Source organism: Citricoccus sp. CH26A, assembly GCF_000224415.1.
Taxonomy (GTDB): Bacteria; Actinomycetota; Actinomycetes; order Actinomycetales; family Micrococcaceae; genus Citricoccus.
Map to the genome: position 1 here is coordinate 102231 of NZ_AFXQ01000005.1, position 14461 is coordinate 116691.

Annotated in this window: 12 protein-coding genes and 3 tRNA genes; 3 read left to right on the forward strand and 12 right to left on the reverse strand. The window is 70.9% G+C overall.

Annotated features, from left to right (window positions below; translation table 11 throughout):
• Positions 1-5: 5 nt before the first annotated feature.
• From CITRI_RS0105100 to CITRI_RS0105110, 3 genes are all read right to left on the reverse strand, one after another.
• A tRNA-Phe gene (locus CITRI_RS0105100) sits at positions 6-81 on the reverse strand.
• Between the two features lie 77 nt (positions 82-158).
• Positions 159-232 (reverse strand) — tRNA-Asp (locus tag CITRI_RS0105105).
• A gap of 93 nt (positions 233-325) precedes the next feature.
• Positions 326-398: transfer RNA gene (locus tag CITRI_RS0105110), tRNA-Glu, on the reverse strand.
• Between the two features lie 157 nt (positions 399-555).
• Between CITRI_RS0105110 and CITRI_RS0105115 the strand changes: the two genes are divergently transcribed.
• Complete coding sequence (locus tag CITRI_RS0105115; RefSeq protein WP_050813597.1) at positions 556-909, forward strand: metallopeptidase family protein; 354 nt, start codon at positions 556-558, stop codon at positions 907-909.
• A 25-nt stretch (positions 910-934) separates the two neighbouring features.
• Here CITRI_RS0105115 and CITRI_RS0105120 read toward each other — a convergent pair whose 3' ends face one another.
• From CITRI_RS0105120 to CITRI_RS0105140, 5 genes are read right to left on the reverse strand one after another with little or no spacing between them, the layout of a single operon-like run.
• Positions 935-1906, reverse strand: a complete 972-nt coding sequence (locus CITRI_RS0105120) for a universal stress protein (protein WP_010143579.1) — start codon at positions 1904-1906, stop codon at positions 935-937.
• A complete protein-coding gene (locus tag CITRI_RS16405) occupies positions 1903-2892 on the reverse strand; it encodes a spermidine synthase (protein ID WP_010143580.1) in 990 nt (329 codons plus the stop codon). Before CITRI_RS16405 ends, CITRI_RS0105120 begins: the two co-directional genes overlap by 4 nt.
• Positions 2882-3484, reverse strand: coding sequence for a GNAT family N-acetyltransferase (locus CITRI_RS0105130; protein WP_010143581.1), 603 nt, complete (start codon positions 3482-3484; stop codon positions 2882-2884). Before CITRI_RS0105130 ends, CITRI_RS16405 begins: the two co-directional genes overlap by 11 nt.
• Positions 3481-3816: a thiamine-binding protein gene (locus tag CITRI_RS0105135; RefSeq protein ID WP_010143582.1), complete on the reverse strand. Its 336-nt coding sequence runs from the start codon at positions 3814-3816 to the stop codon at positions 3481-3483. Before CITRI_RS0105135 ends, CITRI_RS0105130 begins: the two co-directional genes overlap by 4 nt.
• A gap of 43 nt (positions 3817-3859) precedes the next feature.
• Positions 3860-5212, reverse strand: coding sequence for an Nramp family divalent metal transporter (locus CITRI_RS0105140; RefSeq protein ID WP_010143583.1), 1353 nt, complete (start codon positions 5210-5212; stop codon positions 3860-3862).
• A gap of 165 nt (positions 5213-5377) precedes the next feature.
• Between CITRI_RS0105140 and pta the strand changes: the two genes are divergently transcribed.
• Entirely contained in the window at positions 5378-7450 is a 2073-nt protein-coding gene (gene pta, locus CITRI_RS0105145; protein ID WP_010143584.1) for a phosphate acetyltransferase, read from the forward strand.
• A gap of 44 nt (positions 7451-7494) precedes the next feature.
• On the forward strand, positions 7495-8658 hold the full coding sequence (locus CITRI_RS0105150) for an acetate/propionate family kinase (RefSeq protein ID WP_010143585.1): 1164 nt from the start codon (positions 7495-7497) through the stop codon (positions 8656-8658).
• Between the two features lie 34 nt (positions 8659-8692).
• On the opposite strand, the gene CITRI_RS0105155 is transcribed toward CITRI_RS0105150, so the two are convergent.
• The 4 genes from CITRI_RS0105155 to CITRI_RS0105170 all read right to left on the reverse strand — a co-directional run bounded on the left by CITRI_RS0105155 (position 8693) and on the right by CITRI_RS0105170 (position 14302).
• Positions 8693-10504, reverse strand: a complete 1812-nt coding sequence (locus CITRI_RS0105155) for an ABC transporter ATP-binding protein (protein WP_010143586.1) — start codon at positions 10502-10504, stop codon at positions 8693-8695.
• A 5-nt stretch (positions 10505-10509) separates the two neighbouring features.
• A complete protein-coding gene (locus CITRI_RS0105160; RefSeq protein ID WP_010143587.1) occupies positions 10510-11538 on the reverse strand; it encodes an ABC transporter permease in 1029 nt (342 codons plus the stop codon).
• A complete protein-coding gene (locus CITRI_RS0105165) occupies positions 11535-12539 on the reverse strand; it encodes an ABC transporter permease (RefSeq protein WP_010143588.1) in 1005 nt (334 codons plus the stop codon). Before CITRI_RS0105165 ends, CITRI_RS0105160 begins: the two co-directional genes overlap by 4 nt.
• A 77-nt stretch (positions 12540-12616) precedes the next feature.
• Positions 12617-14302 carry an ABC transporter substrate-binding protein gene (locus CITRI_RS0105170; RefSeq protein WP_010143589.1) on the reverse strand — a complete coding sequence of 562 codons (1686 nt, stop codon included), beginning with the start codon at positions 14300-14302 and terminating at the stop codon, positions 12617-12619.
• Positions 14303-14461: the final 159 nt, after the last annotated feature.

A 14461-nucleotide genomic window follows, 5' to 3' on the forward strand; every position in this document is an offset into this window, starting at 1 on the left:
CGTGCTGGTGGCTCCGACCGGCGTCGATCCGGTGACCTTTCGATTTTCAGTCGAACGCTCTACCAACTGAGCTACAGAGCCTGGCACCATCCGGTGGCTAGACCGGTGATCACCAAGATCCTCCGTGCCGGTGTTATCCGGCAATCGGAACATCCGAGCGACCCTGACGGGACTCGAACCCGCGACCTCCGCCGTGACAGGGCGGCGCGCTAACCAACTGCGCTACAGGGCCAGTGTGCGAGAAACCACTCTACCAGACGTTTTCCACTGGTTTGACCACTTCGTCCGGCGGCCCGGCCTGACGGCTGGACCAGCGTTTCCTGCGTACCCCCAACGGGATTCGAACCCGTGTCGCCGCCGTGAAAGGGCGGTGTCCTAGGCCTCTAGACGATGGGGGCCTGAACACTTCGGGTTCCCGAAGTGGACCTGCAAGAGTCTAGAGGCTTCCCATGCCGAACCGCAAACCGGGGCGATGCCCGAGGACCCCTCGGAAACGGGCACGATGGACGGGTGGACCCATCCGATCATCACCCCGACCCTCCCGAGCCCGCCGAGATGTCCGAGGAGGACTTCGACCGCGCCGTGTCCGACGCCCTCGAGGCGATCCCGCCGGCCCTGGCCGAGCGCCTGTCCAACGTGGCGGTCTTCGTCGAGGAGGAGTATGAGCCGGAGCCCTGGGAGGATCCCGGCACGGAGCTGCTCGGGCTCTACGACGGCATCCCGCTGACCGAACGCGCGGAGATGCCCTGGCAGCTCCCTGACCGCATCGTGATCTTCCGGGGTCCGCTGCTGCGGATGTGCCGGGACCGGGAGGAACTGGTGGAGGAGATCACGGTGACGGTCGTCCACGAGGTGGCGCACTTCTTCGGCATCGACGACGCCACGCTGCACGACCTCGGCTGGGGGTGATAGGCCTCCCCTCAGGCTGCGCGGGTCAGGAGTACATCGGGCCGAAGCTCGCCCGCGTGGCCAGGCGGCTGTCCTTGAGGTAGGGCACCACCATGACGGGACCGTGGGCGTGCGAGATGATGCCCTGGCTCGTGGACCCCAGCAGGGCGCCGGTGAATCCGCCGTGGCCCCGGGTGCCGACGACGGTCAGCCGGGCGGTCTTCGACTCCCCGACCAGGACGTCCACCGGCACGCCGTCGATGATCTCGGAGCTGACCTCCAGCCCCGGGAACTCGGAACGCAGCCACTCGACCCCGGCCGCGAGCTTCTCCTGCATCTCCTCGATCATGGCCTGCTCGTCCACGGTGGCCGGCAGCCAGGCGACCGCACCGGAGATCGGCGGCATCGCGATGACCACCCGCAGCGGGGACCGGCGGACGTCGGCCTCCAGGGCCGCGGCCAGCGCCGCCACGCGGCCCTGTTCGGATCCGTCCACGCCGACCACCACGGGGATCCCCTCGGCGGCCCGGCTGGCGTGCTCACCCTTGGGCACGATCACCACGGGGCACTTCGCGTGGGCCGGGAGCGCTCCCGCCACCGAGCCGAGCAGTCGTCCGAGGAACCCGCCGCGGCCGCGCGTGCCGGCCACCAGCAGGTTGGCATTGGCCGAGTAGTCCACCAGCACCCCGGCGGCGTCGCCCATCTCCACCCGGTGCACCAGCGGCACGTTGAGGTTGCCCAGCTGGTTCACCACGCCCTGCAGCACCTGCATGGCGCCGTCGCGGATCATGGTGTCGTCCGGGATGCCGTACCCGGCCTCCAGCGCGGAGGCCGCGAACACGGGCATCGTGTAGGCGGTGACCAGGGTCAGGGGCAGGCCGCGCAGTTCCGCCTCCCGGGCCCCCCACTTCGCCGCCGAGACGGACTGTTCGGAGCCGTCCACGCCCACCACGATGCCGTGGGTGGTGGCCTGTTCGGGAGTGATCGGGCTGTTGTCGTGGTCCTGTGAACCGGTCATGACGGACTCCTGTCGTTCTCGCCGTTGTCGTCGTTGACACGGGCGGATGATGGTCCCAGTTTAGTTCCCGGGAGCGGTTCGGCTAAGGGCCGGGCCCCTGCCGCGAAGTCCGTGACGGGGTCCACGAGGCGGGCCGGGAGCGGGTCGGCGAGCAGGTGCCGCACCAGGCCGTCCCGGCTGAGGGCCCCTCCCCCGTCCCGGGCCGTGAGCCGGCCGTCCGTGGCGGCGAAGACGATGTTGCCGCGGCGCCGGCCCTTGAGCATCTGCGGGTCGGCGATCGCCACCACGGTGCCGAAGACGGCGCTGAGCGTGGCCGCCTCCCGCCGTGCGGCGGTCAGGTCCGGACCCCCGCCGTGGTTGACCAGGTAGATCCCGTCCGCGCCCAGCACGCGCCGGGCGTGGCGGGCCGCGTCCAGGCCGATCAGGTGATCCGGGGTGACCTGGTCCTCGGGCGTGGTCCCGGCGAAGACGTCCCGGACGATCACGTCCCGGCTGTGCTCATGGGCACCGGCCAGTACCTCTCCCGCCTCACCCACGCGGATCCGCAGCCGCGGGGCGCGGGGCAGGGCGAAGCGGTCGCGGGCCAGCGCGGCCAGGCCGGCGTCGAGCTCCACGGCCGTCTGCCGGGAGTCCGGGTACCAGGCCGCCGCCCAGCGGGCCAGCGTGCACCCGGCGGCGCCCAGGTGCAGGATCCGCAGCGGCTCCTCCGGCGCCCAGCGGTGCCTGATGACCGCCGCGATCCAGCGCATGTACTCGAAGCCCAGGTCCAGCGGGTCGTCCAGGTTGAGCTGGGAGGACTCCGCGCCGTTGAGCTTGAGCAGCCAGGCCCCGTCGGTGAAGGGATCGCGCAGGATCTCCGCGGTGCCCGAGTCGATGGTGAAGACGCCGGGTTCGATCCCCGGGGCCTCCCCGCCGCGCGCGGCCGGACGGCCTCCGGCGCCGCCCTTCCTGCCCGCGGACTTCCGGCCGGAACGCTCACGCGCCACGGCGCACCATGAGCTGCTCGTCCAGCCCGGCCCAGGGGCCGGTCATCGGGACGGGGGCGCCGACGTCGGCGAAACCGTGCCGGCGGTAGAAGGCGCGGGCACGCTCGTCGGCCGAGACGACCCGGACCCGGCAGGGCGAACTGCCGACGGCCCGGGCCAGGAGGGCGTCGGCCACGCCCGAGCCCTGGGCCTCGGACAGTACGTAGAGCGCGCGGAGCTCGAGCGGGGGCAGCCCGGCATCGACCGGCCCGGCCCCCGCCTCCCCGGACCCGGTGGCCCCGGGCCCGGATACCCCGGGCCCGGCTGCCGGGTCCGGGGCCACCGGAGTGACGACGGGACCGGCCGAGGCCAGGCCCACGCAGCGGCCGCGGGCGTCCTCGGCCAGCCACAGCTCGGTGCCCCGCGCCAGTTCCCGGCGCCAGTGCTCGACCTGGTGCGGCAGGGTCGACTCGGCGGCGGTGAAGAACGGCTCGTCCCTCAGGTGGCCGTAGGCCTCGCGCCAGGCGACGGCCTTCATGGCCAGTACGGCCTCGAGGTCGGCCTGGGCGGCGTCGCGGACGTAGAAGCGGGCCTGGTTCCCGGACCCGCTCACCGGTTCTTCAGGGCCGCTTCCAGGCGCTCGACCTTGCCGTCGAGCTCACCGGTGTGCCCGGGCCGGATGTCCGCCTTGAGCACCAGCGAGATCCGTGAGCCGAACGGGGCGACGGCGTCCACGGCGTCCTTGACGACCGCCATGACCTCGTCCCACTCCCCCTCGATCTCGGTGAACATCGAGGAGGTGCGGTTGGGCAGCCCGGAGTCCCGAACCACCTGCACGGCGGCGGCCACGGCATCGTGCACCGAACCGTCCTCGGCCTGGTGCTGCGTACCGGGATCCCCGGGACGGGGCGTTCCGGAGGGGGCGACGGAGAAGGCGACGATCATGCATCCAGTCTGCCCCACCGCCGCCGGGGGCCCAAGGGGTCGGCTATGCGCCGCCGCCGAAGAGCGGCGCCACCGCCTTGATGAGCTCGTAGCCGCCGAGGACCACGAAGACGAGGGCGGTGAGACCCAGCAGGGCGTTGTGGAACCACCGGTTGCGGAACTTCGCCGGGACGAGCTTGCGCTGGTTGTTCAGGAACAGCAGCGTGATGGCCAGGAACGGCATGAAGAGCGCCCCGAGCGTGCCGTAGAGCAGGATCAGGAAGATCGGCCGCTCCAGGAACAGCAGGGACATCGGCAGGATGGTCAGCCAGATCAGGTAGAACCGGGCCGGCTTCGACTCCAGCGAGGGGGCGTCGTCCTGGTCCAGGCTGTCCGCCGGCTTGCGGAAGTTCGTCCAGAAGTCGGCGAACATCAGCGAGACGCCGTGCCACACGCCCAGCAGGGAGGAGAAGGAGGCGGCGAAGAAGCCCACCAGGAAGATGACCGAGAACGCCTGGCCGTAGCGCTCGGCCAGCACGTTGCCCACGTCCAGCAGGCCACGGTCACCGGCGGAGATGGCCAGCCCGGCCGAGTGCAGCAGCTCCACGCCCATGATCATGGTGGCGATCACGAAGATGCCGGTGAGGACGTAGGCCGTGGCGTTGTCATAGCGCATGACGGCCATCCACTTGGGCGTGTTCCAGCCCTTCTCGCGCAGCCAGTAACCGTAGGCGGCCAGGGTGATGGTGCCGCCGACGCCGCCGGCCAGTCCGAGGACGTAGAACATGGCGCCCTCCTCCGCGGGGATCATCGGGATCAGCCCGGTGAGGATTTCCCCGAGGTTCGGGGCGGTCAGGGCCGCGGAGACCAGCACGGCGACGAACATGATGCCGATGAGCACGGTCATGAGCTTCTCGATGAGCCCGTACTTGTTGATCCATACCAGGCCCAGGCCGATCAGTCCGGAGACGATCGCGAAGATCTTGGAGTCGACCTCCGGGAACAGTGCCGAGAGGGGCAGTGCCACCGAGCTCATGGCGGTGGCCCCGTAGACGAAGCCCCAGACCATGATGTAGATGCCGAAGTACCAGCTGGTCCAGACGCCCAGGGTGCGCCAGCCCTGGAAGATGGTCTTGCCGGTGGACAGGTAGTACCGGCCGGTGCCCTCCACGAGCACGATCTTGAAGATGACGCCCAGCACCACGGCCCACATGAGCCCGTAGCCGTAGCGCGAGCCCGCCGTCAGGGTGGCGACGAGGTCCGCGGCGCCCACGCCGGTGGCGGCGGCGACGATGCCGGGACCCAGCGAGTTCCACTTGACCTTGACCGGCGTCTCGTCGATCTCGGCCTGCGTGAACCCGACGATCTCGGGGTTGTGGACCGGATGATGGCGGTCCACGGGGTCGTGACGTGACATGGTGTCCCCTAGGTGAGGTGCGATGGGATGACAGGAGAATGGCGTAGGACACGGTAGCCGGTGATCGGGGTCGCCCCCAAAGCGCGCACGTGGCCGGTGCCCGCGGGGCGCGCGCCTAGAGTGGGATCCGAGGCACACCGTCCACGGGAAGGCTTGGAACGCGACATGACCCAGGGCATCTTCGTCACCACCACCACCAACGGGGCCGGCAAGTCCCTCGTGACGCTCGGGCTGGCGGACTCGCTGTACAAGCGCACCGGTTCGATCGGCTTCTTCCGCCCGGTGGTCCCGGGTGACTCGGTGGAGGCCGATCCCATGGTCCAGCTGATGCGGGAGAGCTACGGGCTCGACGCCGGCCGGTCCCGGGGCGGGGTGACGGCCGCCGAGGCGCGGGGCCTGCTGGCCGAGGGCCGTTCCGACGAACTGCACGAGCGCTGCGTGGCCCAGTTCGACGAGATGGCCGCAGCCTGCGCGATCATCGTGGTCGAGGGCACCGACCTGACCGGGGCGGACCCGGCGATCGAGCTCGACCTCAACGCCTCGCTGGCCCGCCACCTGGGCACGCCCGTGGTGGGCGTGGTCTCCGCTGCCGGGCTGGACGGGACCGGCGTCGCCGATGCCGTGGACCTGGCCCGGCGCACCCTGGACGAGTCCGGCGTCGAGTTGCTGGCGATGATGGTCAACCGGGCCGACCCGGCACGCCTGGACACCGTCACCGAGGCCATCCGCCCCGGCCGCCACGCCTGGCCGGTGTACGTCCTGCCCGAGCTGCCCGAGCTGGCGCTGCCCTCCGTGGCCGAGATCGCCGCCGCCCTCGGCCTGACCCAGGTGGCCGGCAACACGAACCTGGACCGTGACGTCTCCGAGGTCAGGGCCGTGTCCATGGAGGGCGGGAACTTCCTGCAGATCCTGCGCGAGGGCGCCCTCGTGCTGGTCTCCGGCGACCGTTCGGACGCCGTGCTCGCCACCGTCGCCTCGTCCCTGGCCCCGGAGTTCCCCGTGGCCTCCGGGATGATCCTGACCAACGGGATCGAGCCCAACGAGCAGATCCGCCGGCTCTACGCCGGGGCGACCTTCCCGATCTTCAGCACCTTCGCCGACACCTTCAGCACGGCCCGTTCCGTCGCCACGGTGCGCAGCGAGCTCTCCAGCGCCCAGCCCCGCAAGACCGCCGCAGCCCTGGGCGCCTGGCACCAGCGCGTGGACGGCAACGAGTTGTTCGAGCGCATCCAGCTGCCGCGCGCCGAGCGGACCACCCCGCTGCGCTTCCTGCACGGGCTGATCGAGCGGGCCCGGGCCGACCGGAAGCGGATCGTGCTCCCGGAGGGCGAGGACCCCCGCATCCTGCGCGCCGCCGAGATCCTGCGCCGCCGGGACGTGTGCGACCTCGTGGTGCTCGGCGACGAGGCCCTGGTGCGTGACGTGGCGGCCCGCGAGGGCGTGGACCTGACCGGCCTGGAACTGCTGGACCCCGCCACCGCGCCGGCCCGCGAGCGCTACGCCGAGGAGTACGCCCGGCTGCGGTCCCACAAGGGGGTGGACATCGACCGGGCGCGCGAGGTGATGACCGAGGGCGCGTACTTCGGCACGATGATGGTCCACCTGGGGGACGTGGACGGCATGGTCTCCGGGGCGGCACACACCACCGCCAACACCATCCGCCCGGCGCTGGAGTTCGTGAAGACCCGTCCCGGCGTCTCGATCGTCTCCTCCGTGTTCTTCATGCTGCTGCCGGACCGCGCCCTGGTCTACGGCGACTGCGCCGTGAACCCGGACCCGGACGCCGACCAGTTGGCCGACATCGCCTACGCCTCGGCCGTGACCGCCCACCAGTTCGGCGTGGACCCGCGGGTGGCCATGCTGTCCTACTCCACCGGCGGCTCCGGCTCCGGGGAGGCGGTGGACAAGGTCCGCACCGCCACCGAACTGGTCCGGGCGGCCCACCCGGAGCTGAAGGTGGACGGCCCGCTGCAGTACGACGCGGCGGTGAACGCCTCCGTGGCCGCCTCGAAGATGCCGGACTCCGAGGTGGCCGGCCAGGCGACCGTGTTCATCTTCCCGGACCTGAACACGGGCAACAACACGTACAAGGCGGTCCAGCAGTCCTCCGGGGCCGTGGCCGTCGGGCCGGTGCTGCAGGGACTGAACAAGCCGGTCAACGACCTCTCCCGCGGGTGCACGGTGGACGACATCGTCAACACCGTGGCCATCACCGCCATCCAGGCCCAGGGCGACTGACCACCGGCTCCGGCCCCCGCCTCCCCAGAAAGGCTCTCCCAGACATGCTCATCCTCGTCATAAACTCCGGCTCCTCCTCGCTGAAGTACCAGGTGCGTGAGGTCAATCCCGACGGCACGGAGCCGGAGGACCCGGTGGTGGCGAAGGGCCTGGTGGAGCGCATCGGGGTGCCCGGTTCCGGGATCGACAACCACGTCGAGGCGCTGGAACGGGTCAACGGGGAACTGGAGGAGATCCTCGGGGACCGTCAGATCGCCGCCGCCGGCCACCGCGTGGTGCACGGCGGCGAGCGGTTCAAGGCCCCGGCCCTGGTGACCATGGAGGTCATCCGGGCGATCGAGCGGCTGGCCCCGCTGGCCCCGCTGCACAACCCGGCGGCCGCCCAGGGCCTGCGGGCCATCGCGGACCGGTGGCCGGACATGCCCCAGGTGGTCGTCTTCGACACCTCCTTCCACCAGACCATGCCGGAGGAGGCCTGGCGCTACGCCCTGCCGGACGCGCTCTACACCGAGAACGGCATCCGCCGCTACGGCTTCCACGGCACCAGCCACGACCTGGTCACCGGGATCGCGGCCGAGACCCTCGGCATCGACCGGGACGACTTCAACGCGGTGATCCTGCACCTGGGCAACGGCGCCTCGGCCACCGCCATCCGCGGCGGGAGGTCCGTGGACACCTCCATGGGCTACACCCCGCTGGCCGGTCTGGTCATGGGCACGCGCTCCGGGGACGTGGACCCGTCGATCATCACGCACCTGATCCGGAACCACCACTACGACGCCGAGCAGATGGACCGGCTGCTGAACAACGAGTCGGGGTTGCTGGGGATGTCCGGCAACGCGGACATGCGCCAAGTGCTGGACTCCGCCCACGCCGGCCACCGCCGCGCCCGGACCGCCATCAAGGTCGCCTCCTACCGGCTGGCCAAGTACGTGGGCGGCTACCACGTGGCCGTCGGCGGGGCGCAGGCGATCGTGTTCACCGCGGGGATCGGGGAGAACTCCGCCCCGTTCCGCGCCACCGTGCTGGACCGGTTGGAGCCGCTGGGCGTGGAGTACGACGCCGAGAAGAACCTCGAGCGCTCGCACGCGCCCCGGGTGATCTCCACCGAGGACTCCGCCATCCCGGTGCTGGTGGTGCCGACCAACGAGGAGATGGCGATCGCCCAGCTCACGCTGAAGGTCGCCCGGCAGCAGGGCGCGCTCTGACAGCCCGTTCCGCCCCACCGGGCGAGGCCGTCCCTCAGGCCACGCCGGTCTCGATCCCCAGTTCGTTGCCCGGGATCGAGGCCAGCAGCCTGCGCGTGTAGGCGTGCCGGGGGTTGGTGAAGATCTCCTCGCTCGTGGCGGCCTCGACCAGCTCCCCGTCCTTCATCACGCAGACGTAGTCCGAGATCAGCCGGACCACGGCCAGGTCATGGGAGATGAACAGGTAGCTCAGCCCCAGTTCCTGCTGCAGGTCGCCCAGCAGCGTCAGGATCTGGTCCTGGACCAGCACGTCCAGGGCGGAGACCGGTTCGTCGCACACGATCAGTTCCGGGCGCAGGGCCAGGGCCCGGGCGATCGCCACGCGCTGCCGCTGGCCCCCGGAGAGCTCGGCCGGATACCGGCGGTGCATGCTCGACGGCAGCGCCACCTGGTCCATCAGCTCCACCACCCGGTCCCGCCGCTCCCGGGCCCCGCCCCGCTTGTAGGCGATGAGCGGCTCCTCGATGATGCGCCCCACCGTGAACATCGGGTTCAGGGAGGAGTAGGGATCCTGGAAGACCGCCTGCACGCGCTGGCGGAAGTCCCGCAGTTCGCGGCGGTCCAGGGTCAGCACGTCGCGGCCGTCGAAGGTGATGGATCCCGACGTCGGCTCGATCAGCCTCAGCAGCATCCTCGCCGTGGTCGTCTTGCCCGAGCCGGACTCCCCCACGATGGACACGGTGGTGCCGCGGGGGATCTCCAGGCTGACGTTCCGCGCGGCGTAGAAGTCGTCCCCGCCGCGGACGGGATAGACCTTGGTCAGGTCGGTGATGGTCACCAGCGGCTCCGTGTCCGCCCCGGCGCCCCGCCCCCAGCCCCGCCCGTCCTCGGCGCGGACGGGGGCCGACGCCGGCAGCGCACCGGCCGTGCCGCCGTCGGGAAGCGGGCGGGCACCCGGGTGGCCCTCCCGCTGCGCCGGGGCCGGGTGATCCTCGCCGCGCGCGCCCGTGAAGGCCTCCGGTGCCAGCCGGACCGCGGCCACGGACGGCGCCGCCCTCACGAGGGACCGGGTGTACGGGTGCTGGGGGTCCTCCAGCAACTGGGCCGCCGGTCCGGACTCGACCACCTTCCCGCGGTGCATCACCACCAGGTCCTGGGCGCGCTCGGCGGCCAGTCCGAGGTCGTGGGTGATGAGCAGGATGGCGGTGCCCAGTTCCTGGGTCATCTGCTCGATCTGGTCCAGGATCACCTGCTGGACGGTCACGTCCAGCGCGGAGGTCGGCTCGTCCGCGATGAGCAGCCGGGGCCGGCAGGCCAGCGCCACGGCGATCAGGGCACGCTGGCGCAACCCCCCGGAGAGCTCGTGCGGGTACTGCCTCGACCGCCGTCCGGCCTCGGGGATCCCGGCGGCCTCCAGGACCTCCACCACCCGGGCGTCCACGTCCCTGCGGGTGGCCAGCCGGTGGGTCAGCAGGGTCTCGGCGACCTGCGTGCCGATCCGGGACACGGGATTCAGGTTGGACATGGGATCCTGCGGGACCAGGCCGATCTGGCGGCCCCGGATGTCCCGCATCCTCGACTCGGGCAGACCCACCAGGTCCTGGCCGTTGAACCGGATGGACCCGCCGGTCACCTTCCCGTTGCCCGCCAGCAGCCCGATCGCGGCCATCGCGGTGGTGGACTTGCCGGAACCGGACTCTCCCACGACGGCCAGGGTGCGTCCGGCCTCCAGGGACAGCGAGGCGTCCTCCACGGCCCGCACGGAACCGTGCATGGTGGTGAAGTCGACCTGCAGGTCCCGGATCTGCAGCAGGGGTTCAGGCTCCACGCGGGGTGTCCTCTCGTCCTCGGCGCGCACGTCGCCCATCCCGCTCACCGTGCCCTCGACTTCGGGTCCAGCGCCTCGCGCAGCGACTCGCCCAGCAGGGTGAATCCCAGGGCCGTGACGGCGATGCAGAGGCCGGGCAGGAAGGCCAGCCACGGGGCGATGCCCAGCTCGGACTGCGCGTAGGTGAGCATGCGTCCCCACTCGGCGGTCTCCGGGCGGCCACCGCCCAGGCCCAGGAAGGACAGGGCGGCGGCATCGATGACGGCGGTCGCCAGGGTCAGCGTGGCCTGGACGATCACCGGTCCCACCGAGTTCGGCAGCACGTGGCTCATGGTGATGGTCCGCCGGCTCAGCCCGAGGGTCTGGGCGGCCAGCACGTAGTCCGCGCTCTTCTGGCTGAGCATGGACGAGCGCAGCAACCGCGCGAAGATCGGCACCTGGGAGACGCCGATCGCGATCATCACCGCGTACGGTCCCTGGCCCAGCACGGCGGCGATCGACACGGCCAGCAGCAGGTTCGGCACGGACAGCAGGATGTCCACGATCCGCATCACCACCCCGTCGACCCAGCCACCGAACGCACCCGCGAGCAGGCCCAGCACCATGCCCCCGGCCAGGCCGAGCGCCGTGGAGACCACGCCGATCATCAGGGAGGACTGCGCTCCCCAGATGAGCTTGGACAGCACGTCCCCGCCGAACCGGTCCAGGCCCAGGGGGAACTGCGGCAGCTCGCCCGGGCCGGGGATGTGGCCCGGGGTAATCTCCCGGGCTCCCGGCACCGCCTCTCCCGGGTACGGGGCGATCAGCGGGGCCAGGACGGCCACCAGCAGGAACAGCGCCACGATCACCGCACCGGCGATCGCGGCGGGGTTGCGCCGCAACCGCAGGAAGGCGTCCTTCCAGACGGAGGTGCCCTTCACGGGACCGCCATCGTCCCGCCCGGGCCCCGCGGCCACGACCGTCCCGGTCGTCCCGGGCAGCAGGCCCCCGGACGCCGGGTCGGGAGCGGGCGAACCGCCGGGCGTCAGGTCCCCCGTGGGACCGCCGGCGGCGGGAGGCAGGTTCACGCTCATGAGACACGCACCCTGGGGTCGATGAGGCCGTACGAGACGTCCACCAGCAGGTTGATCAGGGAGTAGATGACGGCGATGAAGATGATGAACCCCTGCAGCACCGGGAAGTCGAGGTTGAAGATGGCATCCCACAGGAAGCTGCCGATCCCGTTGAACGCGAACACCGTCTCGGTCAGCACCGCCCCGGAGATCAGCAGGCCCAGCTGGAGGCCCAGCGTGGTGGTCACCGGCAGCAGCGCGTTGCGCATCACGAACCGGTTGCGGATCAGCCGGGGGGCCAGGCCCTTGGCCCGGGCGGTGCGCACGTAGTCCGCGTTCTGCACCTCCAGCACCGAGGCCCGGGTGATCCGGGCGATGATGGCCAGCGGGATGGTCCCGAGTGCCACCCCGGGCAGCACGAGGTGCGTCAGGGCGTCCCAGGCGGCGTCGTACTCCCCGGTGATCATCCCGTCCCAGACGAAGAAGTTCGTGTAGTGGGTGGCGTCGATCCGGGGATCCTGGCGACCGTCGGTGGGCAGCCAGCCCAACTGGACGGCGAACACCCACTTGAGAATGAAGGCCAGGAAGAACACGGGCACCACCACGCCCATCAGGGACAGCAGCACGGCGGCCTGGTCCTGCCAACGGCCCACGTTCCGCGCGGCCCAGTAGCCCAGCGGGATCCCGAAGCCGACGGCGAAGAGGAGCGCGAACGCGGTCAGTTCCAGCGTGGCCGGGAACCGGGCCGCGAACTCCTCCAGCACCGGCCGGCTGGTCAGCAGGGAGTTGCCGAAGTCACCGGAGAGGATCCGGCCCATGTAGATGAAGTACTGCTCCAGGATCGGGCGGTCGAAGCCGTAGGCCTCGTTGACCCGGGCCACCGCCTCCGGGGTGGCCTTGTCCCCCAGCAGGGCGGTGGCCGGCCCACCGGGCAGCGCCCGGACCCACAAGAAGAGCAGGACGGACAGTCCGATGATGGTGGGGGCCAGCAGCAGCAGTCGGTTGCCGATGAGGCGGAACACTCAGCGTCCCTTCACGGTGGGCGGACGGACCGGGGCGGGACCGGGGTGGACCCGGTCCCGCCCCAGGGACGGTCGGATCACTTGTTCAGTTCGATCTGGTTGTAGACCTCGTCGTTGACCGGGCTGGCCGGGTAGTCGTCCAGCCGCTCGGCGAAGGCCAGCGAGGGGGCCGGGTGGGCCAGCGGGACGGCGGGGACGTACTCGGAGACCATCCTGTTGACCTCCTCGTACATGGGCGTCTGCTCCTCCAGCACCGGTTCCTGCCGGGCCTCGCTGAGGGCCGTGAACAGCTCCGGGTTGTCGAAGCCGAACTCCGGCTTCTGCTGGCCGAAGAACACGCCCACGAAGTTGTCGGTGTCGTTGTAGTCACCGGTCCAGCCCAGCAGGTGGATGCCGTGGTCGGCGGTGCCGTTGACGCGGTCCAGGTAGTCCGGGCTCCACTTCTCCGGGACCGCGTTGACCTTGATCCCGACCTCGGCCAGCTGGCCGGAGAGGTTCGAGAAGACCTGTTCGGGGGTGGGCATGTACGGACGCGAGACGCCGGTGGGGTAGTTGAAGTCCACCGTGAAGCCGTTCTCGTAGCCTGCCTCGGCCAGCAGCTCCTTGGCCTTCACCGGGTCGTAGTCGTAGGTCTCCACGTCCTCGGTGTAGCCGTTGACCGAGTCCGGGATGAACTGGGTCGCGGGCTTGGTGCCCTCCGGCAGCGTCTGCCGGATCAGGGCGTCCTTGTCGATCGCGTAGGAGATCGCCTGGCGGACCTTGGGGTCCTTGAGCTCCTCGACCTCCTGGTTCAGGCCCAGGTAGAGGATGGTGAACGGGTCCCGGGTGAAGATCTTGAACCCGGCCTGCTCCAGGTCGGCGACGTCGGCCGGGGCCACCAGGTCATAGCCGTCGATCTGGCCGGCCTCGAGGGACTGGCGGCGGGCCACCGGGTCGTCGATCACCCGGAAGGTGATCTCCTGGACGTCACCCTGCTCGCCCCAGTAGTCCGGGTAGGCGCTCAGGGAGATGTCCTGGCCCACGTTCCAGGACTCGAAGGCGAACGGGCCGGTCCCGGTGGGGTGCGCGCGGGCGTACTCGCTCAGTTCCGGGGACTCGGCGGTGCCACCGGCCTCGTCCGCCCCGAACTCCTCCATCGCGGACGGGGACTGCATGGCGAAGGCCGGCAGGGACAGGGAGGCGATGAAACCGGCGAACGGCTGGGCCAGGGTGATCCTGGCCTGGTGCTCGTCCACCGCCTCGCAGGACTCGTAGACCGCGTCCTCGGGGGAGTCCGCGAACCCGCGGAACAGCTTGCCGTAGTAGTAGGACATCGTCTCGGCCTGCTGGATGCCCGTGAAGTTGTACCAGCGGTCGAAGTTGGCGCAGACGGCCTCGGCGTTGAAGTCCGTGCCGTCGTGGAAGGTCACGCCCTGCTTGAGCTGGAAGTCGTAGGTGAGCCCGTCCTCACTGGTCTCCCAGGACTCCGCCAGCAGCGGTGCCGGGTCCGGGGTGCCCGGTTCGGTGCCCACCAGGCCCTCGAAGATCTGGCGGGAGACCCGGAACGTCTCGCCGTCGTTGGCGAAGGCCGGGTCCAGGGACTTGGGGTCGGAGGAGGCGGCGAAGATGAACTGGCTGTCCACCGAGGACGCGTCGCCCTCGCCCCCGCTCGCCTCCGCGCCGGAGTCGTCGCGCTGGCTCTGCGCACAGCCGGACAGGACCAGGGCGACCGCGGCCCCCGCTGCGGTCACCGCGGCGATGCGTCGCCGGAGGAATGAGGACATGGCTGCTCCCGAGGGTGTCGAGTGATCATCGTGACAGGGATCACGTCACGAGGGATAGGGGAGAGCATAACCGCATCGCCCCAGATCATGCACACGTCCCGCGGGGCCGCGCCCCGCGGAGCCCCACCCGCGGACGCCCGCGAAGGCCCGCAGGCGCCC

Excerpts from the sequence above, each read along its gene's own strand:
- CITRI_RS0105170 (WP_010143589.1), bottom strand. The coding sequence starts at position 14,302 with ATGTCCTCATTCCTCCGGCGACGCATCGCCGCGGTGACCGCAGCGGGG.
- CITRI_RS0105160 (WP_010143587.1), bottom strand. The coding sequence starts at position 11,538 with ATGAGCGTGAACCTGCCTCCCGCCGCCGGCGGTCCCACGGGGGACCTG.
- CITRI_RS0105155 (WP_010143586.1), bottom strand. The coding sequence starts at position 10,504 with ATGGGCGACGTGCGCGCCGAGGACGAGAGGACACCCCGCGTGGAGCCT.
- CITRI_RS0105140 (WP_010143583.1), bottom strand. The coding sequence starts at position 5,212 with ATGTCACGTCACGACCCCGTGGACCGCCATCATCCGGTCCACAACCCC.
- CITRI_RS0105115 (WP_050813597.1), top strand. The coding sequence starts at position 556 with ATGTCCGAGGAGGACTTCGACCGCGCCGTGTCCGACGCCCTCGAGGCG.
- CITRI_RS0105135 (WP_010143582.1), bottom strand. The coding sequence starts at position 3,816 with ATGATCGTCGCCTTCTCCGTCGCCCCCTCCGGAACGCCCCGTCCCGGG.
- CITRI_RS0105120 (WP_010143579.1), bottom strand. The coding sequence starts at position 1,906 with ATGACCGGTTCACAGGACCACGACAACAGCCCGATCACTCCCGAACAG.
- CITRI_RS0105150 (WP_010143585.1), top strand. The coding sequence starts at position 7,495 with ATGCTCATCCTCGTCATAAACTCCGGCTCCTCCTCGCTGAAGTACCAG.
- pta (WP_010143584.1), top strand. The coding sequence starts at position 5,378 with ATGACCCAGGGCATCTTCGTCACCACCACCACCAACGGGGCCGGCAAG.